Genomic DNA, 23,048 nt, shown 5'->3' on the forward strand with positions numbered 1-23,048 from the left:
ACACCTGGTCTCATTCCGAACCCAGAAGTTAAGCCGAGACACGTAGTATGCTGTACTGAGGTACGCGAGTCCCCGGGAACCATACCAAGCTGCTATCACTTCTCCTTCTTACACAAGGAAACTGTTCTTGTAATGTTTCACTAGAGAGCGAATGCTCTCATTATGTCATCGTATCGTTTCATCGGATACCGGAGGGTTCGCGGCCTGCGTGACATATACAAAAAAGGATGACCTGGTCATCCGTTAAAAAAAAGATCTTAATGCCCCTTCCAGATTACAATTCCCAAAACCAGAACGACTGCTCCGATCAGGGCAAATGGAAGCAGGGCAGACTGGGTTGGACTTTGAACCGGAGCGGTAGTAGCTGCTGTTGCTCCGGGTGTCGAACTTCCCGCATCAGTGACCTGGAATGGGATTATGGTATACGTATCATTGGTATACGTGTTATCGTGTGCCTCCCGATCGCTGATTGCGGCGATGAGTGCGTCTGCCGTATCACTGCCCTGCAGGCTTCCCGGGCCATTGATCCTGAAGACATTCATGCCGTTGTTCAGTTTGACATAATCCCCGCGGACATCGATGTCGAACGCGTTGTTCCGCATCGGGTGCTGGACAATCACGAAGTTCTGGCCGCCTGCAAGTTGACTGGTGACCTCCTGGGGGACTACGTACCTGAACGAGGCGTCAGAGTTGACAGATACAATTGACTTGGTGTAGTAGTTCTTACCGAGTATCCAGACCTGGACCACTGGGGGGATTCCTTCCGCAACGCCGGAAATCGTAAAGGGCATTCCTTTTGAAATTGTTGCCGGGGAGATCTCAGCGATGATGAAGGGTTTTTTGTATATTATACTGACCGTACCATAGGTTGTTACATCGTTGAACTGGTCTTTTGTTTCTGGCTTGCTCACTGCATAAAGGGTATACGAGCCGGCATCCAGCTTAAGGTCAGACGTATACCAGGGATATTCCCAGGTTTTATCCGGTTTTGTTTTCACCAGGGTAAATGAACCGGGATCTCCACTGACCGGTTTTTGCTGCGGTGAAGAAAGTTTTCCACCCTTCTCGGGAATGTTGGGTCCGGTTATGAAGAGGTACGTGGAATCGGAATCTGTATTCATCCCGCTGAAGATCACTTTTTCTCCCATATAATAGGACTGATCGCCTTGCGCGACGATAGTAACGTACGGCTTCTCCGCAGATACAGGAGATATCATCAGGACTGCTGCACCTGCTATGAGAAGCAGCAGGATCATCTTCCAGGGCCCGGACAGGTTGTTGCTGGCTGGTTTGGACATATGTAAATGTATGGATATTTACAATATAAAACTACCTTATTTGTATTCTGGCAGCATCATTTTACCAAAATTACCAACAGGGATGGACCCAAAAAAAAGTTATGAGTGTGGTTCTGGAGATTCGGTGATATTTCGGTTCTTTGCCGAGGTGTAAAGATGCTGCGCTGCGATTCCTCCGATTGTTGCTACGACAAATACAACGGTTAACAGTGCGAGATTATAGAGGAGGGCAAGAACAATCCACGAGCCGGGGGGATGAAATGTGATTGTCTGGTAAGGTGATACTATACCTGATACTGCCTGGACGAGCAGGTACATAAGGAACACAGCGGATACGATAACCCCGAGGAAGAGGGCGCACGCAGCTACCTCGGCCCAGATCTTTTTCATCATGGCAAACGATCCCATGACTGCCTCCCAGAGAGTTTTTTGCTCGAGTACGACAAGGGGCACGACAAACGGGGTCAGGATAAAGAGGAGCAGGGTGATCGCCGAAAATTGCAGGGTCTCCATGAACCCGAATGGATATATCCATAACAGCAGCGATCGTCCACCATAGCCCGGAATCTCGGTTAACATGTCCCAGTCGAGAGTCCAGTTGAAGGGGAACTGGGTGATTGTGCTGGCAATGAACTGAAAAGGCCCTAAGATATTGAGGAACCGGAGTTCAGGTGGCAACCAGTAGAAAAAATGACTCCAGATATAGATGAGCAGCATGGCTGCGAGTACCAGAACCAGGGACCATAAAAAGATAGATTTAAGGTATTTTTTTGCCCTGTAAAGCCCCTCAAGGAATGAGGCTGAACCTTCTTTTTTTAACGAGATGCTCAAAAAAAGGCCCGCCAGTAAGAACACGAGGCAGAACAGTGTTGCGAACCCGAGTAAAAAGTCCAGGGCATAATGTACGATTATATCCGGTTGGAGGGTCCTGCCGATGTAGCGGAGTGCCGCCTGGCCGATGGCGTTTCCCCCCAGCACAAGCCCGGCAAGAAGCGTAAACCAGAGGAGCTGCCGGTTCTGCGCCAGCGTCTTCGTGCCAGACAGGGCGGCCCCGATTCCCCGCCGGATTGTTCCCGGTCTACCGGCACCGCCATCCGGTCTGCCCTCATGGGCTGGTTCAAACGGATCACCAATACCTGCCTGCGAGGCACGGACCACTGGTGCTTTCGGGCACAGGCCGAGCCACCAGTGTTCAGCAATTTCAGATATGCGGGTCATCCCTGATCCTCCCGTATCTTTGCGAGCAGTTCCTCTGCCATCTTGGTCGGGTCCTGGGTCTTTTCGAGTTTTATCCCCAGCTCGGCTGCGAAGTCCCAGATGAACTCGATGCATTTTGTGAACTCGTCGCAGGAAATGCAATCGCCATCATGCTCGTACCAGACCTGCATACCATGCTTCTCCGAGACAAGAATATAGGCATTGGTCTGGAAGGGTATAGATTTCCCGAACAGGATGCCCCGCTCTATATCGATCTTTTCAATCTGGATCCGGTTTGCCCTGGCCATCTCCCGCAGAGAGGCTTCGATCTTTTCATCCATCAGGAGGAGCGCCTGTGAGACGCCCTGCCGTGTTATCCCGATGAGGTTTGCAATTGAGATGTTCGACATCCCGCTGCGCCGCATCTTCCAGAACTTGAACTGTTTATCGTTCATTGGCAGGAACATGTGTAAATGTATTGATGTTTACAATATAAAACTTGTGTTAACCTATCTTGTTCGCGGCCTGCATGATAGAACGGAGTGACCTATCAGAGTCACAATGAAAGTAAAATAACCTCGTAATGAAAGCGGTTACAATTATTGATCGATGAGAGAGCTCTCCTTCACTCTCCACGCTGCTTTCGGCACGGTAATCTCGAACAGGACCCCGCTCCCGGGTATCCCGGTCTCCCGGATGGTTAAGCCGGTTATCCCCAGCACCTCCCGGATAAAAAAGAGGCCAAAGCCGGTATTCTTGCCATATCCCTGTTCAAAGATCTTCTGTTTCTCATCCAAAGGGATGCCGGTGCCATCGTCACGGTACCGGATAACAAGATTCCCGTTGGGTATAACCTCCGTCTCAACCGAGATGTTCCGGACCGCTCCCCCGTGTCGGTGACTGTTATCGATCAGGTTGTAAAAAACCCTGCCAAAGAAGGAATCTGCATAAATCTCGGCATCGGATTCCGGCAGTTTCACCTGCACCGTATCCCCTCCGATGGTTGATGCAGCGTGCCTGATATCGTGACAGAGACTCTGCCACTGCGGGGCTTTCACCCCCACACTCTGGTAATCTTTGGTAAAGAGGATCTGCTCTTTTATCCTTAAAACCTGGCCACGGATCTCGGTGGCGAGCCCCTTTGCATGGGCGTCTGTTGTTGTTGCAGCAAGCATATCGCAGAGACCGAGAACACCGGTAATATTGTTCATGACATCGTGGCGTGTCACGCTGTTCATCATGTTGAGTTTCTGGTTCGTCAGCTCGAGCGCTTTTTCGAGCCGTATCTTCTCTGAAATGTCTACGATGACCCCATGGATTCCTGCAATGCATTTTTCGCCGATAATCGGGGAGGCATAGATGATAGCGGGAATTTCCCTGCCATCATGGGTAACAATTCCGCATTCGATCTGGCCGCTGGCAATATCCTGCTGAAGGCTGGTAAAAAAATGTTTTACCTGCTCGCGATCAGATTCCCGTATAATATTGAATATACCGTGTGCGGTCTGTGACTGTTCGTCGTACGCATAGCCGGTTATTTCGATAGCATTCCAGTTGAAAAAGGTAAAATTCAGGTTTTCATCGAGTTCGAATACGATCTGGGGGAGGAGGTCGGCAAGGTCCCGGAACCGGCTCTTGCTCTTCAAAAGAAGATCGCATTCTGCACACTTGGGGTTGGTGATATCGTGGAGTGGAAGCATTATGCTCATACAAAAATGAGCGTCGACCACTATTAAGTCTCCCGAAAGTGAATCAGGATCCGTTCGATTGCGGCTGCCCGGGAAGCATGAGCACAGGTGCACCCCTGATTTTTTTTAGAAACGGTTATTTTTTCTGGAGTGCGATCTCGATTGCGATCTTGAGATCCTTGGTATCAAAGGGTTTTGCTATGAAACCGGCCGGGTGAGTATCGACCGCACGTTCAACGGTCTCATCGTCAGTCTGTGACGTAATATACACGAGCCGTGCATCGGAAATATCTTTGAGCATCTTCGCGGTCTCTATCCCGTCATGGGGGCCGTCAATATTGATGTCCATAAGAATGAGATCGGGGTGGTGTTCCTGTGCCAGGGAAAGGGCATCGGCACTGTTCGTCGCCCTCCCGCAGACTTCGTATCCAATTTTTTGCAGGCGCCAGATAGTAACCCGTGCAACAATATCATCATCTTCAACCAAGAGGATCTTCGTCATCGTTCATTCACCGTGCCAATACGCGTAATTTTTTGGATATTAATCACCGCACTCGTTTACTTTTGCCGGTCTCCATGACTCTTTGGGGACCGTGATCTCGAACAGGACTCCGCTCCGGAATGTCCCGGTCTCCCGGATACTCAGGCCGGTAATTCCCAGTATCTCCCGGATGATAAAAAGGCCAAAGCCGGTATTTTTCCCATAACCCTGTTCAAAGATCAGGTCCTTCTCATCGGGAGGGACACCAATACCATCGTCACGGTACCGGATAATGAGACTCTTGTCAGGCATAATTTCAGTCTCAATCGAGATGAACCTGACCGATCCCCCGTGCCGGTTACTGTTGTCGATCAGGTTGTAAAATACCCTGCCGAAAAAGGGATCTGCATAGATCTCGGCATCGGATTCCGGCAGCGTCACCTGAACATTTTCTCGCCCGATGGTTGTTGCAGCGTACCTGATATCGTGACAGAGACTCTGCCACTGCGGGGCTTTCACCCCCAGGCTCTGGTAGTCCTTGGTAAAGATGATCTGGTCCTTTATTGCCATGATCAGGTTGCGGACCTCTGATATCAGCACCTGTGCATTGCTGTCTGTCGTGATCTCTCCCAGCATATCGACAAGGCCGAGGAGTCCGGTGATATTGTTTAAGACATCGTGGCGAGTCACGCTGTTCATCATGTTGAGTTTCTGGTTCAGTGTTGCAAGTGCTTTTTCGAGCCGTTTCTGGTCGGCAATGTCTACGATAATTCCGCGAATTCCCGCATATTCGTTCCCTCTGAAGATATGCGACGCGTACATGATAACCGGAACCATTTCTTTCTCGCTTGTCACGAGGGAGAACTGGATCGGGGGCACATTTTCACCCATAAGGATTTTTACGCACGATTCCCTGAACGGACCCCGTTCAGCGATGTCAACAAGGGAAAAAACATCAAGTCCTTTAGATAAGTCCTCGTTAGAATACCCGGTGAGAGCCATACCGGCCAGGTTGAAATACGTGAACCGGAAGTTGCGGTCTGTCTCGAAAATCAACTGCGGGATGAGCTCGGCAAGCTCCCGGAACCGTAGTTCACTCTCCCGGAGCGCAAGTTCAAGGTTTTTCTGTTCTGCAATATCAACGATAACTCCCCGGACTCCCGCAACACGGTTTTCCCCGATAATCGGGGTGGCATAAATCGTAACGGGAATTTCCTTTCCGTCCAGGGAAACGATACTGCATGGTAACTGTCCACTGGTACTGTCTTTGAGGATGTGGGCAAAAAAAGATTGAGCCGACTGGCGATCGGACTCAAGGATAATATCCGTTATGCCGGTCTTTTTCTGTGACAGGTCGTCATAGGCAAATCCTGTCATCTCAATGGTATTCCAGTTAAAAAAGGTGAACTTCAGGTTTTCATCCAGTTCAAACACAATCTGGGGCAGGAGCTCGGCGAGTTCCCGGAACCGGCTCTCGCTCTTTAAAAGTGCCTCCTGCGTGTTGAGTGATTCTGTTATATCAACAACGATGCCCCGGAATCCCCTGAGCGCCCCGTCACGATAGACCGGGGCTGTGGAAATATTGGTCGGCATCAGGCTCCCATCCTTCTTTCTGAGGTGATATATGTCGAGGGTGGTTTTCTTACCTGCCAGGATCTGGCCCAGGTTCCGCTGTACCTGGTCCCATTCCTCCGGAATGATGATATCCCGCATGTTCAGGCCGGCGTCAAGCATCGGGCGGGTGATCCCGAAAACATCAGTGGCGAACTGGTTTACAAAGGTAAGCCTGCCGCTCGTGTCTATCTCGTACACGAACTGGGGGAGAAGTTCGGCAAATTCCCGTGACCATGCCTCGCTCTCCCGGAGTTTTTTCTCGGTTTCGGTGAGGTTCTCAAAATTGATCCTGAGCTCCTGTTCGACAGCAGTCATCTGCTCGTACGCAGCTTCAAGTTCATCATTTTTGTGGAGAAGTGCCTGTTCCGCACGTGTGCGTTCAGTGATATCCCTCGCTACTGCCAAAATCACCGTTTTCCCCCCGAGATGATATGTGCGCGAGTTTACTTCAGCGGGAAATACCGTTCCGTCTTTTCGTCTGACTTCCGTGTAAAAAGTAGTCTCTCCCCGCTCCTTTAAAGCCTGGCCGATGTCCGGGACATTTTTCTGGTTAGCTGCGGATAAGACGTCCTTTACGGTCATCGTGAGAAGTTCTTCCCGGGTGTACCCCAGCGACCTGCACATGAAATCATTGACTTCCACGAACATTCCCGGGCCATATGGCCCGATGAGATGCATAAAGATCGCATCATTTGCATTGTTAAAGACACTATGGAACTTTTCCTCACTTTCCTGCAATAATTTCTGGCTTGCGGCAAGTTTGTCGAACTGTTCCCGGAGTTCCTCTTCGACTGCTGCGAGTTGCTCGTATGTTGTGGTCAGTTCGTTATTTTTGTGGAGAATTTCCTGTTCCGCGCGTTTGCGTTCGGTATTGTCGATGAATGTTTCCACCAGGCATAAACGACCATTCAGGGTGACCGGTATGACATCCTTGATAATCGGGATCTGCCTGCCATCAGCCGTAATTAGCATTCGTTCCGCGTTATCAACGGTCAGGTGGAGATCCGTGATCGGGCATTTCCCGCACTGAGTCGGGCAGATATACTGCTGGCAGACCTTCCCCACTATCTCCTCTTCGTCAAGTCCAATCATTCCGGCTGCGGCAGTATTCACACTCACAATGGTGTGGGTTTCTGCATCGATGACCAGGATGCCTGATTTTATAGACGAAAAGATCCGGGCAAGATATTCCTTGCTGGCTGCCAGTTCCGCCTCCGTACGCTTGCGTTCGGTAATGTCGCGGACAAAGGCAATACTGTATTCGCTGGTGTCTTCCGTGACATATGTTGCCACGATTTCGACATCCATGATCTCCCCGTTTTTGCGACGGTGCCGGGTCTCGAACCGCAGGGACTCGCCTTTCCGAAGGGTTGCCATGAATTCCGCCCACATATCAGGATTGACGACCGGGTTCAGTTCATAAACCTTCATGGATAGAAGTTCTTCCTGCGAGTACCCGGTAACCCGTGAAGCTGCATCGTTCACGTAAAGGATTTGGGCCTCGAAATTGAACCAGAATATTTCATCATTGGCATGGTCAACAGACGCCTTGAACAACCTGAGTTCGTCGGTCATCCGCTTCCGTTCTGTGATGTCGCGGACAAAAGCGAAGCTGTATTCGCTGCCATCTTTCGTGACATAGTTTGCCACGATTTCAACGTCCATGATTTCCCCGCTCTTGCACCGGTGACGCGTGGTGAAAAGTTGCGTTTTTTCCTTCCTGAGATTGGATACGAATCCCTGCCAGACAGCCGGGTCGAAATCCGGGTCCAGTTTGAAGATCTTCATGGCAAGAAGTTCTTCCCGCGAGTACCCGGTATTCCGTGTGGCCGCATCGTTCACGTAGAGCATATTGCCATCAAAATCGAGCCAGAATACCTCGTCATAGGCATGGTCGGCGGAAGCTTTGAACAACCCGAGTTCATCTTCCATCCGCTTCCGGTCCGAAATATCAATGATCGATGCCACACTCTGGCTGGTCCCGGGGAAGAGCCCGATCATGATGATGACTTCCATGGTTTTTCCCTCGCTGTTTACGACCCGTGCCTCGTACCGGTGCGGCACCGTTGTATCGCCGGTCCTCCTGCGCTGGTGATAGTCCCGGACAAGATCCTGGAAGCTTTTTTCGAAAAGGGCAAAGGCATTCATCCGGTTTTCTACATCTTCACGCCGGTAACCAAGGAGATGTAAGAATAAGGTATTGACCAGTGATATCGTGCCGTCATGTTCAATGACTGCCATCGCTGTTCCGGAGTTCTCGAAAATTGTCTGGTATCTCTGGATGAGATCTTCTGAGGACTTCTTGAGCAGGGAATGGACTGCGGCCCGGTCACGGATTGCACGGTGATATTTTGATTCGAGAAGAGAATGTTCTTTTCCCGCACGACCAAATGCTGCATTCAGTTTTTCCTGTTCTTCCGCTGGCAGGCGCTTAAGATGCGGCTGCAATTCGGTCCAGAACAAGTCAAGCGGTTTCATCGTGGATCACGGAGGATCTCGATAGAGACAAGGCTGAGTGTCTCGTTGTAGAAATCACAGATCCCGGCAAAGTTGTGGCCAATCTCGCCATAGGTGAAAAGGCCGATCAGCGGGGCGTTCCAGAGATCCGATGCCGCAGATATCTCTTCGGTTACCATAGGTCCGAAAACATGATGCCGTGCCATGCAGGAGAAGAGCAAGATGAGATCTGCACGGGGGTGCTGCCGGTGCCATGTCGTGAGGTCCTGGACTGATTTTTCAATAATCTCGTGCCCGAATGAACTGGAGAACCGCACCCTGGTCCCCTGGGGCATGGTCCCGGCAAACGCCAGAGAACCGGTCTCGAAATTGATGGAAAGGAATGTCCTGAGAATCTCGGATCCATCCGGCCTCTTTACCAGCAGAGGGAAAGATACCGCCATATCCTGGAGGTCCTCGTCTCTGACCTGAAGGTATTCCTTGAAAATCTCAACGGGAGAGCGGTTGTTGATGGACCGTACAATATTTCCTTCCGAGGAGGTGATCACCATCTCTCCTCCCACACCCGTCCACCCGCTGGTGGCAATGCCATTGACTTCCACCCGGGACTGGTCAAACACGATCACGGCAGCACCATCTGCTGAATATCCCGTATGGGAAAAAACATAGGTTTCCAAAAATTTCCCGTCATCTCCGGCAATTCCCCCGAAGATCCGGGTTCCGGGAGGATTTACCGATTCAATACCCCGGACCAATGCCTCCCCGTCATTCTTGAGACCTGACATGGTGACGATATAGGCTGGACGGGAAAACTTTTCCTTCCCCCAGGAACCAATCCGGCTCCCGAAGTCAAAGGATGATATATCGTTTTTCTCAAATAGGGCCACAGAAAAAACAGTGGGATCGATATCGAACAGGCAGCACACGGCAGACTGCTCGAGTACCGGGTTTTCCTCTTCCCCGGCCAGGATCTCTCCTGAAGTTGAGCAGCCGAACACGGGGAATCCTGCACGGGAGATTTCAGATGCAAGATCCGGAATACCGAGGGCTACGGAGCTGAAGATGATCCCGAGCGTTGGGCGAAAATCCGAAAAGTTTCTGATCCGTTCGGAAATTTCACTTGCTGAATCCGCTGAAAAACAGAAACTGGGAGACATAGTGGTTACAGACTAATATCTAAAGTAGCATAATAAACCTCCTGCCATGCATAATAATCCTGAAGACGGGCGTTTCTTTTTAAAAAACAGTTACCCTGAGGGCTTTTCCACGTCCGATCAGGATTCATACCCGGTAATCCCCGGAACCGGTTATCCGGTCATTTTTTACCCGGCATGATTCCCATCATTAGGGAGAATTTTTAATATCCGTTTTTACAAAGGTGAAGTAATCATTCTGGAGGTCTTACATGAAACAACAGTATCTGATGCTCGTTATTCTGGGAATAGCGGCAATCGCCTGTCTCTCGCCGGTATCCGCTGACGAAATCGGCGGCGACCAGGGATGGTACGCAATCCACTGCAATGTGTACGGGGCGAATATCTATCTCGATGACAAATTTGTCGGGACTGCGCCGCAGGGCGCCCTGACGGTAGCAGTGCCCATAACCGGCACACCCTATACAACGCTCCGCGTCCAGAAAACTGGATACGCGACTTTTGTCGATTCCATAACTAAAGTTCCTGTCAAGGGCGAGAGCGTTGATCTCTACGCAACCTTAAACGAGTTGCCCACGACCACCGCAGCTGCCGTTGGCGGGGACGTAGGATGGTATATTATCCATAGCAATGTCGACGGCGCAACGGTGTTGCTCGATGAGACGAACAAAGGCGTGGTCTCACAGGGCGTGGTCTACGTCCCGGTCTATTCAACCGCTAGCGTGTACCATACCTTTACCGTAAAGAAGGATGGCTACACTTCCTATAAGGGGAATATCGACCGTATGCCGATGAAAGGGGAGAGCGTTGATCTCTATGCAACAATCAACCCGGTTCCCACTCCTACGGCAACACCCACGAGTATCGGGGGAGATATCGGGTGGTACAATGTTCACTCTAATGTTGACGGGGCCACAGTCTCCTTCGACAACGATGTCAAGGGTACTATTGCCAAGGGAACGCTCAGTGTCAAGGTGTTTGTTACCGGCACTCCCTACCGGGCATTTACCGTCTATAAATCCGGATATATCCCCTATACCGGCTCCATTGAACTATACCCGGCAAAAGGACAGACCGTTGACCTGTATGCAACCCTGAATGCGGAGCCGGAAACAATGACTCCCGTTCCCACCACAAAAGCTCCGTTATCCCCATCAGTCGCCTTAATCGCGCTCATCATGGGAGGAGTATGTGTCGGGATGTTTGCAAGAATCCGGAAATAATCTTTTTTTTGTTCCTGTCTGCCCGAACAATTGGATAAATAGGAATGTTTCAGGAAAGATGCTTTTTTCCCGCGCTGAACGCCTTTCCCACAACGGCCCCGCACCGGAAGTATTCGGATCGGGTCACATCGAACCCCATGGGATTGATCTTTGCAAGATCGGGTTTTCCCCCTGCGTCCAGCACCTTCTCATCGATCTTCACATCAAGGATTTCGCCGATAAACTGCGTGTGGGAACCGATTACAACCGTCTGTGAGACCCGGCATTCCAGCACAACCGGGCATTCTCCCACATACGGGGCATCGACTTTTTCCGCTTTTACCGGTGTTAACCCGGCCCGGAGGAATTTATCGGTATCTGCCCCCGATGCGATCCCGAATACATCCGCCCGGCTCACCTGACCAGCCGAGGGGATGCTGACGGTAAATTCTTTTTTTGCCATCAGGTTCCGGTAGGTCTGGCGGGAGGGGCGGACCGATACCGCGATGCTGGGGGGATCGGAAGAACAGATGCCTCCCCATGCAGCAACCATGGCATCGGGTTTCCCGGCTTCGTTGTACGTCCCGACAAGAAATACCGGGAGCGGGTAGGCAACCGTGCGTGGACCAAAGGATCGCTTCATTACGATTCCGTTGCCCGTGGACTGTTATTAGGTTTTTGGCCTGCATTCTCCAGCCCGGTGCACCCCCTTACTTTATTTCCCTGTCTCACCAAATCCAGAGATAATGATCATTGATCCAATCGGGGATCTCCTCTCCGCGCTCAAATCAGGAATCCCGGACTCCAATAAACTGCCTGCCCGGGCCCGCGAAGAGTTTTCCAAATTGTATGCGGAGTTCCAGGAGATTGAGCAGCCGAAGCTGGAACAGGTGGTGATCCGCGACGGGCTGGACGGGTTCTGGATCACCGTTCCCGAGTCCCTGCCGGAACGCACGGTCCTTTTCCTCCATGGCGGGGGATTTACCGTGGGCTCGACCCGGGATCATATCGGTATCTGCACAAACCTAGCCCGGGCCTGCCGCTCCAGGGTGTTCTCGGTGGACTACCGGCTCGCCCCCGAGCATGTCTTTCCTGCAGCAGCGGAAGATGCTCTCTGCGCCTACCAGTACCTTATCGCTCACGGGACTCCCCCCCATCACATTGTCCCGATTGGCATCTCGGCAGGGGGAACGCTGGTGATCGATCTTTTGATCTCTGCAAGGGATCGGAAACTGCCTCTTCCCCTTGCAGCAGTCTGCCTGTCACCATTGACCGATATGCAGTTTCCCGGAGAATCCGTTGAAAGAAATGCGGAACTCGACTGGATCACCCCGGCCCGGCTCCATGCGATCCGCACGGTATACCTGGGAGGAAAGGATCCCAAAGATCCACTCGCATCACCGGTGCATGCCCAGCTGCACGGGCTCCCCCGGCTCTATATCCAGGTCGGGACGCACGAGCTCCTGCTTTCGGATGTGGCAGCCTTTGTCCAGAAAGCGCGCTGGGCGGGATCACCCGTTCAGCTGGAACTCTGGGAAGGGATGTTCCATTGCTGGCAGGTCTTTTCCCGTGATGTGCCGGAAGCCAAAAGAGCGATTGAGCACATCGGGTCATTCGTGCAGGACACCCTGGCCCGGTAACCGGCAGGGCAGAGCGATACATCTATTGTTTTTCCTGCTGACATCCCTTTGCTGAACCTTATGACCCACAGAATCGTACCTGTTTCTTTTGTTATCGTTCTCCTCCTGCTCCTGGTATCCCCGGTTGCAGCGACTATGGCACTCACCGATGTGTCCTATACCCCCAACCCGCCGCTTGTTACCGGCGGGCAGCAGCACGTGACTGCAATGTATTACATCGGTCCCTCAGGTTCCACGACATTTATCAAGGGGCATGAGCTCCAGATGCAGACCGAACTTTTGAATGCCCGGTGGGACATCCAGGTAATCCAGAATGGCCGGAATGCCGCCCAGCAGAGCGCCTCGGGTTCGACCGCGTTTGTCAACGGGGAGATCCTCTCCTACCCCAACAACAATGATATCTCCCTTTCCATCACCATTGACGGGGTCGTCCCGCAGGCGCAGGCCGGGCAGGTGATGGTGCTGCAGGTAGAAGAGCTGGATACTGCCGGCAACGTGGTTCCGGGTAGTGTTATCACCCTCAGCCAGCCGGTTGCAGGAGAGCCAGGGACTTCGGTCCCGACCGTGCTTCCTACGCTCACACCCCCGCCCATCCCGCCGAATCCAACAAAATCAGCAGGTTTTACCCTGACTGCGGGAATCATTGCCTCCGGTCTTGCATTGCTTGTCATAGTAAGGCGCGATGAGTAACCGGACTGGCTTAACAGCCCAATAATTTCCTTTCCTTTTGCCCGGGCTCATAACCTTCATCATATGAAACATCCCATCATTCGATCCTATGTTTGAAAGTATTGGCAGAAGTTTCGCGCTCGTAAAAACGAGCTGGAACATTCTCATGGACGACAAAAAACTTCTCGTGTTTCCGTTACTCTCGGGTATTGTGTCGCTCATTGTCCTGCTCACCTTTGCCCTTCCGCTGATTCTTACCGGCAGTTTCATGAACAATACCGGTTTTGGCCCGGTTATGTTCTACGGGCTCCTGTTTGTCTTCTATGCGGCCAGCTACTTCGTGGTGATCTTCTTTAACACAGCATTGATCACCTGCGTCAATGCACGGCTGAACGGGAAGGAAGCAACGATCAACGATGGCCTCTCGAATGCCACAAAACACATCGGCTCGATCCTTGCCTGGTCACTGGTCTCTGCAACTGTTGGCATCATTCTCCAGGTGCTTGAGGACAATGTTGGCTTTATCGGGCAGATCGCAGCAGCCCTGATTGGCGGGGCCTGGGGCCTTGTCACCTTCTTTGTCGTCCCAATCCTCGTTCTTGAGGACAAAGGCGTTGTCGACTCGGTGAAAGACTCCGTATCCCTGATCAAAAAGACCTGGGGCGAGAGTATTGTGGGCGGCGGCTCGATCTTCCTCGTATTTCTCGTAATCGGGATCATCGCAGCTATCGCGATCTTTGGGATCTGGATGGTCAGCCAGAGTTTCCTGCTCGCTATCGCGCTGCTGATAATCGTAGTTGCCATTCTCGCAGTTGTGGCATCGGCCATGCAGGGCATCTTTGTTACCGCGCTCTATACCTATGCCCGGACAGGCACGGTCCCCACGTCGTTTAACAAGGATCTTATCGAGAATGCATTCATGCCAAAACTGGGATCAACCCAGGGAAATATCTGAACCGGGATTTACGGTCCCCGTTTACAATCTTTTTTTATTCATCAGGCACAACATCATCTGATATTATGAGTATGATGAAAGAAGCCATGCAGGGAAAAGGCGAGAAGAAATGGTGGTACCAGATCGCCGTAATGATCATGATCTGTGTCTTTTTTGTCGGCATTGATATCTACAGTAATGGGAGAATCACCTGGTCGGTCTGGCCGGTTGCGGCAGTCCTGTTCTTTGGTGTCGGTTTTTCCCTGCTCAACAAATTTGGCAGGGAGTAATTCCTTTTTCCGGTAAAAACAGCCCATTCGTTTTCCTGCGCCTGCGTCCATGAAATTATCCGGATCGGAGGGGGTTGAATGGCCACAATCCATAGCTTTACACCTGTCGCCCACCCACCTTTTTTATGGAAAAAATGAAAGCCTGGTCTGCCCTTGGCGGCACGACGCCTGCAGAAAAACTGGGTGCCCTTGGTATTTTTGAAGGCCGGACTCTCGATGTCCGTTTTCTTGATGAGATTGCCCGCACGTATGGGGTCACGGTTACCCTTTTTTTCGAAGAAGACCTGGCCCGCACCCGCACGCTGGAGTCCGTCCAGCAGGAATTTGCCCATGTCCCGGAATTTGAACGACCGTATGTTGCGGTAGGAAGTTTTCTGAAGTTTACCCGGGAGAACGATCCCTCGTTTGAGCAGACCATGCGCGAATTTCCCCTGATGATCGAAATTGTCACGGTAGGAGAGACCTGTTCAAAAGAGGGGAAGAGTATGCCGTACGTGGCCGGGCTGATGCCGTTCCTGGATGAAATGGATGTGGAAGGGCAGCCCCCGAACTGATCGGGACGATTTCCTGCCACTGTCATCGGCAGCATCCTGAAAGACCGCTGCCGGGAAAAACACTCACCGGACACTCATCCCTTTTATGAAAAAAATGCCAGGATACACCCGGAATTCTGGTATAAAACACTATAAATTTCAGAAAAACCTATTCATTACGACATGAGCCTGTTTCATAAGAAAAAACTGTTCAGTGCAGTGGATTCCGTCCTGCCAAGCAGGCTTTTATTAAAATTCCGCAAGTTCGTTTTTTTTGAACCCTTTATTGGCAATGATATCGCAAACCGGGGCAGGTTCTCCCACTACGGTTGTCTGGAACGCAAGGAGTTTGCACGGATCTTAAAGAAAATACGGTCAGAAACCGAACTGCTGCTCGAAGACATTGAGGCCTATCACATCTACATGGCCGTGAAACGGACGCAGAAGGTGCCGGGCGATATTGCGGAAGTTGGTGTGTACAAAGGCGGTTCGGCAAAGATTATCTGCTCGGCAAAGGGTGATAAATCCCTTCACCTCTTTGATACGTTCGAAGGATTGCCCAAGGTTGAAGATATCGATATGGTCTGGCCGTTTTACGAAGGCAAATTTGCCGCATCGTTCGAATCGGTCCAGGAATACCTCAAAGGCAACAGCAACGTGTTCTTCTACAAGGGATTCTTTCCCGATACCTCAGGACCTGTTGTAGATAAGAACTTCTCGATGGTGAATCTCGACGTTGATACCTACGAGAGTTCCAAGCTCTGCCTTGAGTTCTTCTACTCCCGGATGACCCCGGGAGGCATCATCCTCTCCCACGACTATGTGACAGCACCCGGCGTGAAGAAAGCATTCGATGACTTTTTTGCAGACAAGAGAGAGCCGGTGCTCGAAACCGCAGGCTCCCAATGCCTTGTTGTCAAGGTCTGAAAAAAAATAGAGATATTTTTTGTTCTTTTTTTAAACCCGTGAGGGATTATCTAGTCCTTGACAATCAGGATGCCAAAGAGGACCAGCATGAGTCCGATGCAGAGGACTACGATCCCAATCATTCCTTCAACAGCGATAATGACCTGGGGCAGAAACGCCCAGATGCCATAGCATCCCAGTGCACACAATACAATGCCGATGATTAATGCAATAATACCTGTCTTATCCATAATCAATCCTCACAGATCTCATTTCTGAATCCGACCATATAATGATACCGGGTTTTACCGGGGGGGTACGGTAATGTGTTTCTGCCGGAGCGTCTTCCACGGGTAGGGGAGGATGATCATCAGGATAATGGCAAAAGCAATCGGGATCGGAATCGTACCGAGCGCTGCGGCAAGTGAGTAATGGTCGGCGATGATGCCGTTGACTGCCACGCCGAGACCCCCGAACCCGATCGCAAGCCCGAGCATGATGCCCGAGGCGAGCCCTACGTTCCCGGGCAGGAGCTCGTGGGACATGGCAACGGCCACGGCAAAGGTGGACCAGAGGAAGAACCCGAAGAGGATCAGGCCGATGATCGACAGGATCCCGCCTGTAAGCATGAAGATGCCAAACGGGGGGATACAGAGCACGAGGCCAAAGATCATGAACTCTTTCCTGCCGTACCGGTCCGAGAAATGTCCTCCTGCAATCTGCCCGGCAACGCCGGCCAGCAGCATCAGGGTGACTATCACGCTCGCCATCACCAGGTCATAGCCCTGCGAGACGAGATAGGTAGGCAGGAACGTGACTGCGGCAAAAATTGCCCAGGCCCTGAGGATGGAGGCAATCATCAGGATGATGAACGGTTTTTTTGACGTGACTACAGGGGGTGTATCCCCCGGTGTCGCTAATGGGGGGCAGGCTCTCGTGATGCCCCCGGGCAGGATATACTTTAAGGCAAAGGCCATGATGACTGCTGGAATAATGAGCAGGAGGAGCCCGGGCAGTCCCAGCCACATGGCAAGGGCCCCGGCCAGTACCGGGCCGATTGCGTACCCGAAATTACCGCCAACAACGAAGTATGACGTGAGCCTGCCCCGGTTCTCGCTGCTGCACAGGCGGCTCACCATGCTCAGCGCTGCCGGGTGGAAACAGGCATGACCGAGTGCGGCGAGTATGGCAAAGAGCATGATGAGATAATAGTTATGGGCAATGCCCATCAGGCCGACAAATACCGCCGATATGAGCAGGCTGACGCTGATATTGATAGTCAGTCCTTTTGTGTCGGAGAGCCAGCCGAATACCGGCTGGGTGAACGACGAGGTGACATTGTAGGCCGTGATTAAGAGACCCGCGGTAAAATACGAGTACCCGTTATTGAGGATCAGAAGCGGCAGTATCGCAGGCAGCACCGGCATGTAGATGTCGGTGACCATGTGGGCAGCGGCAAGGCCGGTGATGGTCTTTGTTGCGCTGCGGGGCGGGGTTATGGTTTCCGTACCAGTCGTAGGATCTCGACCTCGAACTCCAGCACGTCCCGGGTGTGGAAGGCAAAGGTGCGTTTGATGGCAAAGGCACTGCCGACCTGTTCGGCAACTTCCGCCCGTTTACGGATGAAGGCTTTTACAAATGGGGTGGAACCCGCATTAAATATACTGTACACCACCGGTGCAACGGTGATGGCAAGATCGACGAACGGGCGATCTGCATGTATCTTCTGTGCCCCGAACGGTGGGTTCATGACCACGGTGTCGCAGGCGCCGATCTTCTCCGGTAGCGTTGGATCCTGGATATCTGCGGTGATGAACTCCACGTCAGCATCGAAAAGCGCCGCGTTCTCCTGCGCCACGGCAACGGCATTGGGATCTTTCTCCACTCCTTTTACCGACCCGGCGCCAAGGAGTGCAGCGCCGATTGCCAGTACTCCCGTACCACTCCCAAGATCGCAGACGCGTTTACCCTCGATGTCACCCTTCATCAGCGCATGATAGAGCATGCGGGCGGCAAGCGGGGCGGGGGTCATGTATTGTTCGAGCGAAGGCCGGGGCTTTTCATACCCTTTCGCCTTCTGGAGTGTCATCTCAAGTTGTTTTAATTTCATACAATCTCGTCAATGGCATAGTCGTCCCATGTCCGGACCCCGCAGAGGATTTCGAACTCCTGCGGGGAGAGGACGGGTGCGGGGAAGCGTACCTGGTCATCGTAGGCAAGCCGGGGGCAGGCCGTGTTGACATAGCAGGCAAACCCGAGGTTGAGCAGTTCATCCGGGCTCACTTCCCGCATGGTAACGATCACTGCTTTGGGTGAGAGCACGGATAAACGCTCTGCGAGTGCCATCCGCGCCTGCCCGCACTTGGAGCTCACGATAATGCCGATCGTTTCTGCACCCCGGGCCTTTTCAATCACCGCGAACCGCCGGCGCAGGAGAGTATCGCCACTGACTTCCTGCGCAATACCGGTCAGGGGATCGAGCGCGATTACCCGTGCTCCCGTGGACAGGGCAATGCCGATCGGGTGGAAGACACCGGTGCCGACAAAGAGTATTTCCGGAGCCTTCGTGGCCCGGGCTGCCGCAAAGCTGCACCCGAGTACCTGCCCCCGGTTGGGTGCCCGTGTTCCCCCATCGGCTACCCGCACGTCTATCCTCTTTTCCTGCAGGAATGCTTCCATGGCGGGGATAAGGTGGATGTGCTGCACGGTGGTAACGAGCCCCACGGTCTTTTCTTTCAGGAACGGGAGGGCTTCTGCCAGCACAGCGACATCAAAATCGACCGGGTAGGGCTCGAAGATCACGTTCTCCCGTTCATCGACCGGCGTGTGACCGATATGCACGAGCACGTCTGCATAATCAAGAGTATCGAGGGCGAGATCGCAGGCGCCATAACAGGGATCGCCGCTGATGATGACCGCAAAACCGGCCTCCTTCAGGCCTGCGGTATACTCCGCTGCCCGCCGCTTGAGCCCGGCAGGAAACTGGAGGGCAACGGTACGTGCCCCCCGCTGCTTCAAACGATTGACCAGATCAGAGATATCGTTCAACCACGTGCACCTTTTCGTCAACCACGATCTTTACGAGTGACTTGTACGGGCGCCCGATATCCGGATCGCCCCGCTGGATTGCAATGCAGACATCGACAATTTCAGCCCCGGCAATTTCGAGTGCCTTTAAGAGCGCTTTCATGGTGCCGCCCGTGCTGACCACATCATCGATGATCACGACGCGATCGCCTTTGTACACGCCGTTTAAGTAGAGTTCGCCCTTGGAGTAGCCGGTGGTCTGGTGGACCGGGATCTCATGCGGCAGCTGGTACTCCCGCTTGCGCATAACGACCATCGGTATGTCGGTCATCGTGGAGAGCACCGAGCCGATGTGGATGCCCATGGCTTCCACCACCACGATCTTGTCCACGTTATTCAGGTCCATCACCTTGATCATCGCGGTGCAGACATCGCGGAGCAGTGCGGGTTCAACGATTGGTACGCCATCGGTGATCGGGTGGATGAAATAGTTGTATTCTCCCCTCTTTACCATGGGGCAGGTTTCTAAGGATTCTACCAGTCGGTCAAGCATGTAATTCACCAATATCGGTTAAAAAAGCCTCAATGCGTTCGCTGTGCACGTGGGGCATACAGACGATCCGCAGGTGCCCGGGTCTCGTCCACGAGACTTTCCACGGCTTTGGGATATCTTCTTTCTTTGCGATAAATGTCGCTACGTTCACGTCGGGTGTTACTGCCCGCTCAAAACCAAAGGTTTCCATGCCGGCAATAAGGCGATGGGTATTTTTCATGCACCCCTTCACGATCGCCCGCATGCCCTCAATCCCGAGATAGTCCATGACCGCAAGGGCCCCGACAACGGGTGCCCCCGGTCGGGTGCCGGCAAGAGTGAACTCCTGTTTTACCGTGAGGTACGGGGTATCGATGTTAAGGGAATTGAGCATATCCGGCTCCCGGGTGAGCAGGCAGCCGCACGGAATCGTGCTCATGCCCATCTTGTGCGGATCAACGGCGATCGTGGTGACGCCAGGCAGGGAGAAGTCGAACGGTATCTGTTTGTCCATAAACGGGATCACCATGCCGCCAAAGGCCGCGTCCACATGGAAGAACACATTGTGCTGGTGTGCGATCTTTGCAAGGGCGGCGATGGGGTCGACCATACCATATTCGGTGGTACCGGCAATGCCGACCAGGGCTATCGTGTTGCTGTCGATCTGTTCTGCAGCGGCATCGGCATCCATCCGCAGATCCCCGGAGAGCGGTACGCCCCGCATCTCGATGCCGAGAATGTCGCAGGATTTCTTGAAGGAGAAATGCGCTGATTCCGGGATCACTGCGTTCGGGTAGGTGATCTCGTTTCGCTGCACCTTTGCAAGTCGGAGTGCCTGGAGATTTGACTCGGTGCCCCCGCTGGTGGCATATCCTCCGGCGTCCGGGCAGTGATAGAGGTTCCCGAACCGTTTGATTAAGAGCTGTTCAAGGGATGCCGTGCCGGGAAAGAGGCCCGGATCGCCGAGGTTGGTCTCCATGAACATGCAGTGGGCCCGCACCGCAACCGGGTGAGGGAGCGTGCACATGGAGCTTAAAATGTAATTATGGTCAATATCCTCCCGTTTCTTTTGGGAGAAAAAAGAGAAGAGTTCTTCTTCAGGACAACCCTTATTCAGCATCTTTTGATCTCGCGGCTTCGAGGATAATGCGCTTTTCGGTCCGGGCAACCGCCTCGCGGATCTTTGCGATGGCGTCGATGTTTGCCGAGATGCTCGTAATGCCATGCTCGACTAACCATGTGGCCATCTTCGGGTCAGAACCGGCCTGGCCGCAGATCGAGCATTCGATGTCGTAGGCCCTGCACACCTGGATTGCGTTGTGGATCAGGTGCAGGACGGCCGGGTGCTGCGGCTGGTACATGTCCGCCACATTCTCATTGTTGCGGTCGATGGCGAGCGTGTACTGGACCAGGTCATTGGTTCCGAATGAGGCAAATTTGATACCTGCCTTGCAGAACTCCTCGATCATGATTGCGCTCGACGGGATCTCGATCATGATGCCGAGGGAGACCTTCTCAACGTCCACGCCGTTTGCCCGCATCATCTCCTTTGCGGCAAGGAACTGGTTGGGGTGGGAGACCATCGGGAACATGATGCCGAGGTGTTCGTATCCCTCTTTCCAGAGTCGCTTGAACGCTTCCACCTGGAGCCGGAACTGGTCCGGGCTCTGGAGATCGCGTCGGATGCCTCTCCAGCCGAGCATCGGGTTGTGCTCGTGGGGCTCGCTCTCCCCGCCCTGCATGTTCCGGAACTCGTCGGTTGGTGCATCGAGTGTCCGGACCCAGACGGTTTTTCCCGGGAAGGCGTCGAGCACAATCTTGATGCCATCGTGAAGTTCTTTGACAAACTCGTCTTCCTTGTTGTTGGCAATGAACCAGCCCGGTGTCTTGTTCAGGCCGAGGATCAGGTGCTCGATCCGGAGCAGGCCGACACCATCTGCGCCGGTTGCTGCTGCTCGTGCTGCTGCTTCGGGAATGGAGACATTTACCTTTACGCTGGTTGCGGTGATGACCGAAGAGGCCGGGGCAACCAGCCGCTGGGGAGCTGCTCCCTGTACCGGGGCTGCTGCCTGCGGGAGTAACCCCTCGTAGATGAGTCCCATCTCGCCATCGACCGTGATCAGCTGGCCGTTCGTGAGTATTTTGGTGGCCGTCTTGGTGCCTACGATCGCCGGTGTGCCGAGTTCCCGGCTCACGATCGCTGCATGGCAGGTCATGCCGCCTTCATCAGTGATGATCGCAGCTACCTTGCGCATGGCCGGCACCATGTCCGGGTTGGTCATCTTCGTGACCAGAATGTCGCCTTCACGGACTGATCCTGTGTCCTTGACATCCCGGATAACGACGACTTTTCCTGAAGCGATACCGGGTGCTGCACCCTGACCCTTTAAGAGGATCTTTGCTTCCGACTTCTGTCCGGACATATGCTTATTCTCCTTTTTCTGTCCTATGGTGGTGATCGGCCGGGACTGGAGGATGTAGATTGTCCCTTTCACAATGCCCCATTCAACATCCTGCGGTATGCCGTAATGGTTCTCGGCGATCTTGCCGTACATGCCCAGCTTGGCCACTTCTGCGTCCGAGAGCACCTGTGCGTCCTGCCGGGCCGGGGAAACATCCACGAGTTTTGTCCCGTGATCGCCATCGGCGATGATCTCTATCTTCTTGTTCGAGATGAGCGTGTCAATGACCTTTTCGGTCCGCTGGTCAAAGACGTATTTGTCGGGAGAGACCGATCCTGATACTACTGCCTCGCCGAGTCCCCACGAGCCTTCGATGATGGTATTGGGCTCGCCTGTGATCGGGTGGGAGGTGAACATGACGCCGGCTTTTTCAGAGTGGACGAGCTGCTGGATAACAACGGCGATATTGACCGAGTGGTCATCGAATCCCTGTTTTGCCCGGTAGTAGATTGCCCGTGCCCCGTAGAGCGATGCCCAGCACTTCTGGATGGAGTCAAGGAGGTTTGCCTCCCCCTTGATATTGAGAAATGTCTCCTGCTGGCCGGCAAAGCTGGCGTCCGGGAGATCCTCGGCAGTTGCACTTGAGCGCACGGCCACGATGAGATTCTCGGCAGACATCTTCTTGTACGCCTTCTTGATCTCATCGCTGATGATTGCCGGCATCTTTGCCTTCATCACCAGTTCTTTTGCATGGTCGGCAGCTTTTTCGAGCGCCGCATTGTCCTCCACATCGAGATTATCGAATGATGAAAAAATCTTATCTTCAAGATTGGTCTCAACCAAAAATCTGCGGAATGCCTGGGCAGTGACCACGAATGCCCTCGGCACGGGAAGGCCGATAGAGGCCATCTCCCCAAGAGAAGCTCCCTTACCCCCGACAGATATGATATCTTCCTTCCTGATTTCCTCTAACCAGAGAATATTAGGGACATTTTTCATGTTCGCACCACTTATGATGTCGACT

Annotated in this window: 22 protein-coding genes; 7 read left to right on the forward strand and 15 right to left on the reverse strand. The window is 52.9% G+C overall.

Translation table 11 applies throughout. The features are described from left to right. Positions 1-257: 257 nt before the first annotated feature. From CVV30_00010 to CVV30_00040, 7 genes are all read right to left on the reverse strand, one after another. Positions 258-1,298 carry a hypothetical protein gene (locus CVV30_00010; protein PKL69800.1) on the reverse strand — a complete coding sequence of 347 codons (1,041 nt, stop codon included), beginning with the start codon at positions 1,296-1,298 and terminating at the stop codon, positions 258-260. 99 nt (positions 1,299-1,397) lie between these two features. After that, a complete protein-coding gene (locus tag CVV30_00015) occupies positions 1,398-2,516 on the reverse strand; it encodes a hypothetical protein (protein PKL69801.1) in 1,119 nt (372 codons plus the stop codon). Continuing rightward, positions 2,513-2,962 (reverse strand): hypothetical protein, encoded by a 450-nt coding sequence (locus tag CVV30_00020; protein PKL69802.1) that lies wholly within the window; start codon positions 2,960-2,962, stop codon positions 2,513-2,515. The genes CVV30_00015 and CVV30_00020 overlap by 4 nt, the downstream gene beginning before the upstream one ends. 132 nt (positions 2,963-3,094) lie before the next feature. After that, entirely contained in the window at positions 3,095-4,204 is a 1,110-nt protein-coding gene (locus CVV30_00025) for a hypothetical protein (protein ID PKL69803.1), read from the reverse strand. Between the two features lie 115 nt (positions 4,205-4,319). Beyond that, positions 4,320-4,685, reverse strand: coding sequence for a response regulator (locus tag CVV30_00030; GenBank protein ID PKL69804.1), 366 nt, complete (start codon positions 4,683-4,685; stop codon positions 4,320-4,322). Positions 4,686-4,724: 39 nt separating this feature from the next. Further along, positions 4,725-8,756, reverse strand: coding sequence for a hypothetical protein (locus tag CVV30_00035; protein PKL69805.1), 4,032 nt, complete (start codon positions 8,754-8,756; stop codon positions 4,725-4,727). Next, positions 8,753-9,892, reverse strand: a complete 1,140-nt coding sequence (locus tag CVV30_00040; GenBank protein ID PKL69806.1) for a hypothetical protein — start codon at positions 9,890-9,892, stop codon at positions 8,753-8,755. The genes CVV30_00035 and CVV30_00040 overlap by 4 nt, the downstream gene beginning before the upstream one ends. 248 nt (positions 9,893-10,140) lie before the next feature. On the opposite strand from CVV30_00040, the gene CVV30_00045 reads away from it, so the two are divergent. Next, a complete protein-coding gene (locus tag CVV30_00045) occupies positions 10,141-11,112 on the forward strand; it encodes a hypothetical protein (GenBank protein ID PKL69807.1) in 972 nt (323 codons plus the stop codon). Between the two features lie 49 nt (positions 11,113-11,161). Here CVV30_00045 and CVV30_00050 read toward each other — a convergent pair whose 3' ends face one another. After that, positions 11,162-11,734, reverse strand: a complete 573-nt coding sequence (locus tag CVV30_00050) for a flavoredoxin (protein ID PKL69808.1) — start codon at positions 11,732-11,734, stop codon at positions 11,162-11,164. A gap of 103 nt (positions 11,735-11,837) precedes the next feature. Here CVV30_00050 and CVV30_00055 point away from each other — a divergent pair, with 103 nt between their 5' ends. The 6 genes from CVV30_00055 to CVV30_00080 all read left to right on the forward strand — a co-directional run bounded on the left by CVV30_00055 (position 11,838) and on the right by CVV30_00080 (position 16,084). Then, a complete protein-coding gene (locus CVV30_00055) occupies positions 11,838-12,731 on the forward strand; it encodes an alpha/beta hydrolase (protein ID PKL69809.1) in 894 nt (297 codons plus the stop codon). A 60-nt stretch (positions 12,732-12,791) separates the two neighbouring features. After that, entirely contained in the window at positions 12,792-13,421 is a 630-nt protein-coding gene (locus CVV30_00060) for a hypothetical protein (GenBank protein ID PKL69810.1), read from the forward strand. 88 nt (positions 13,422-13,509) lie between these two features. Beyond that, a complete protein-coding gene (locus CVV30_00065; GenBank protein ID PKL69811.1) occupies positions 13,510-14,355 on the forward strand; it encodes a hypothetical protein in 846 nt (281 codons plus the stop codon). Between the two features lie 65 nt (positions 14,356-14,420). Then, positions 14,421-14,624, forward strand: coding sequence for a hypothetical protein (locus CVV30_00070; GenBank protein PKL69812.1), 204 nt, complete (start codon positions 14,421-14,423; stop codon positions 14,622-14,624). Positions 14,625-14,749: 125 nt separating this feature from the next. Further along, entirely contained in the window at positions 14,750-15,178 is a 429-nt protein-coding gene (locus CVV30_00075; GenBank protein PKL69813.1) for a hypothetical protein, read from the forward strand. Between the two features lie 162 nt (positions 15,179-15,340). Next, positions 15,341-16,084, forward strand: coding sequence for a macrocin-O-methyltransferase (locus CVV30_00080; protein PKL69814.1), 744 nt, complete (start codon positions 15,341-15,343; stop codon positions 16,082-16,084). Positions 16,085-16,134: 50 nt separating this feature from the next. Here the strand turns inward: CVV30_00080 and CVV30_00085 are convergent, their stop codons facing one another. Genes CVV30_00085 through CVV30_00115 form a run of 7 tightly spaced genes read right to left on the reverse strand, consistent with a single transcriptional unit; the run spans position 16,135 to position 23,023 of the window. Beyond that, complete coding sequence (locus CVV30_00085) at positions 16,135-16,314, reverse strand: hypothetical protein (protein PKL69815.1); 180 nt, start codon at positions 16,312-16,314, stop codon at positions 16,135-16,137. Between the two features lie 54 nt (positions 16,315-16,368). Then, positions 16,369-17,508 carry an MFS transporter gene (locus tag CVV30_00090; protein ID PKL69816.1) on the reverse strand — a complete coding sequence of 380 codons (1,140 nt, stop codon included), beginning with the start codon at positions 17,506-17,508 and terminating at the stop codon, positions 16,369-16,371. 50 nt (positions 17,509-17,558) lie between these two features. Continuing rightward, the gene (locus tag CVV30_00095; protein ID PKL69817.1) at positions 17,559-18,173 is read right to left on the reverse strand and encodes a methyltransferase; all 615 of its coding nucleotides are present in this window, start codon (positions 18,171-18,173) and stop codon (positions 17,559-17,561) included. Beyond that, positions 18,170-19,111, reverse strand: coding sequence for a diphthamide biosynthesis enzyme Dph2 (dph2, locus tag CVV30_00100; GenBank protein ID PKL69818.1), 942 nt, complete (start codon positions 19,109-19,111; stop codon positions 18,170-18,172). The genes CVV30_00095 and dph2 overlap by 4 nt, the downstream gene beginning before the upstream one ends. Beyond that, positions 19,095-19,643 (reverse strand): adenine phosphoribosyltransferase, encoded by a 549-nt coding sequence (locus tag CVV30_00105; protein ID PKL69819.1) that lies wholly within the window; start codon positions 19,641-19,643, stop codon positions 19,095-19,097. Before CVV30_00105 ends, dph2 begins: the two co-directional genes overlap by 17 nt. Then, positions 19,636-20,742: a tyrosine decarboxylase MfnA gene (locus CVV30_00110; protein PKL69820.1), complete on the reverse strand. Its 1,107-nt coding sequence runs from the start codon at positions 20,740-20,742 to the stop codon at positions 19,636-19,638. The genes CVV30_00105 and CVV30_00110 overlap by 8 nt, the downstream gene beginning before the upstream one ends. After that, positions 20,732-23,023 (reverse strand): phosphoenolpyruvate synthase, encoded by a 2,292-nt coding sequence (locus CVV30_00115; protein ID PKL70907.1) that lies wholly within the window; start codon positions 23,021-23,023, stop codon positions 20,732-20,734. The genes CVV30_00110 and CVV30_00115 overlap by 11 nt, the downstream gene beginning before the upstream one ends. Between the last annotated feature and the right edge of the window lie 25 nt (positions 23,024-23,048).

The organism is Methanomicrobiales archaeon HGW-Methanomicrobiales-1, assembly GCA_002839675.1.
Taxonomy (GTDB): Archaea; Halobacteriota; Methanomicrobia; order Methanomicrobiales; family Methanospirillaceae; genus Methanoregula.